1 protein-coding gene is annotated in these 1,073 nt (G+C 34.0%); it reads right to left on the bottom strand.

Features of this window, described 5'->3' with window-relative positions; genetic code table 11:
* Positions 1-184: hypothetical protein (locus BQ7314_RS15655; protein WP_217423816.1), on the bottom strand; the 184-nt coding region annotated here is incomplete at its 3' end.
* Positions 185-1,073: the final 889 nt, after the last annotated feature.

The following is a 1,073-nucleotide window of genomic DNA, read 5'->3' as shown; positions in this document are numbered from 1 at the left end:
TTAAATACTTGTTAATGTAATTACCAATTGTTTTGTCTTTTGGTTTAGGAGCAATGATTTTTCCCTCTTCTTTTGCTTTCCAAACAAGATGTAAAAGTTTTTCTCCAATTGTTGGAGCAGCTGGTTGTTGCCCTTTTGATTCTGTATCCATTGATTTCTCTTCAGATTCCATTTGTGTTGGCATAGAACAATGTGTTAAAAGTTGATTGTGGAAGTTCCATAACATATCTCTGATGTTTGGGCCACAAGGACATGGCAGACCATTCTCATCTTCTTCTGCTGATTTGAAGATCAACAGGTTTCTCATCTATAGAAAACAATCTTTTTTACAGTGAGTGAGTGAGTGAGTGAGTGAGTGATTGTTGTTTTAACACCAGCTCAACAATTTTTCAGCTATATTATGGCGAGAACAAGTTAATTTTCAATAAGATGATGATGAGGCCCACTTTGTACTAGACCAACACGCTTAGTTAGATTTTGATAGTGCTAGCTCACTGAAACAACAGTCCACAGATAGACATGTCGCCCCACTCGAACACATTATCCCGATTCCAAGCCAAATAGTCTTTGCACTTTCTCCTTAATGCTGTGTGCTTAGCAGAAAAGCAACAAATACTAATTTTATAGTCTTGGGTTTGACCCGATCGGGCTTGAACCCACGATCTATTGCACTCGAGGCGAGCATGCTAACCATTACACCACTGATGTGGTAAGTTTATGTTATCTAAATATGTGATGGTATAAATATATTCATTTATTTACTTCAAAATGTTTTCAATCTACTTTTGATGTTATTTAACTATCAGATAAAACCTCTATAAAGAAGTATTGCCATGTATGATACCTGGTTTTATTTAAATTTCTGTAATAAAAATAAATAAATTGGACAACAAAAATATAGGTGGCCATTTTACTTTTGTGGAAAAGATATATTATTTCTACAATCATCAGAAAAGTATTTATCCAGTCTTTCGACAACACTTAAAACTTTAATTAAGTGTTCGATTGATTTCGCATCATATTCAACACTTACACGTTTAATATCTTCTTTTTTTTCTTCTGTAGAAGATGTG

It is taken from the genome of methanotrophic endosymbiont of Bathymodiolus puteoserpentis (Logatchev) (assembly GCF_900128525.1).
Taxonomy (GTDB): Bacteria; Pseudomonadota; Gammaproteobacteria; order Methylococcales; family Methylomonadaceae; genus Methyloprofundus.
Note: the sequence above shows the minus strand (reverse complement) of the source record. Positions and strands in the feature narration are given on the sequence as shown.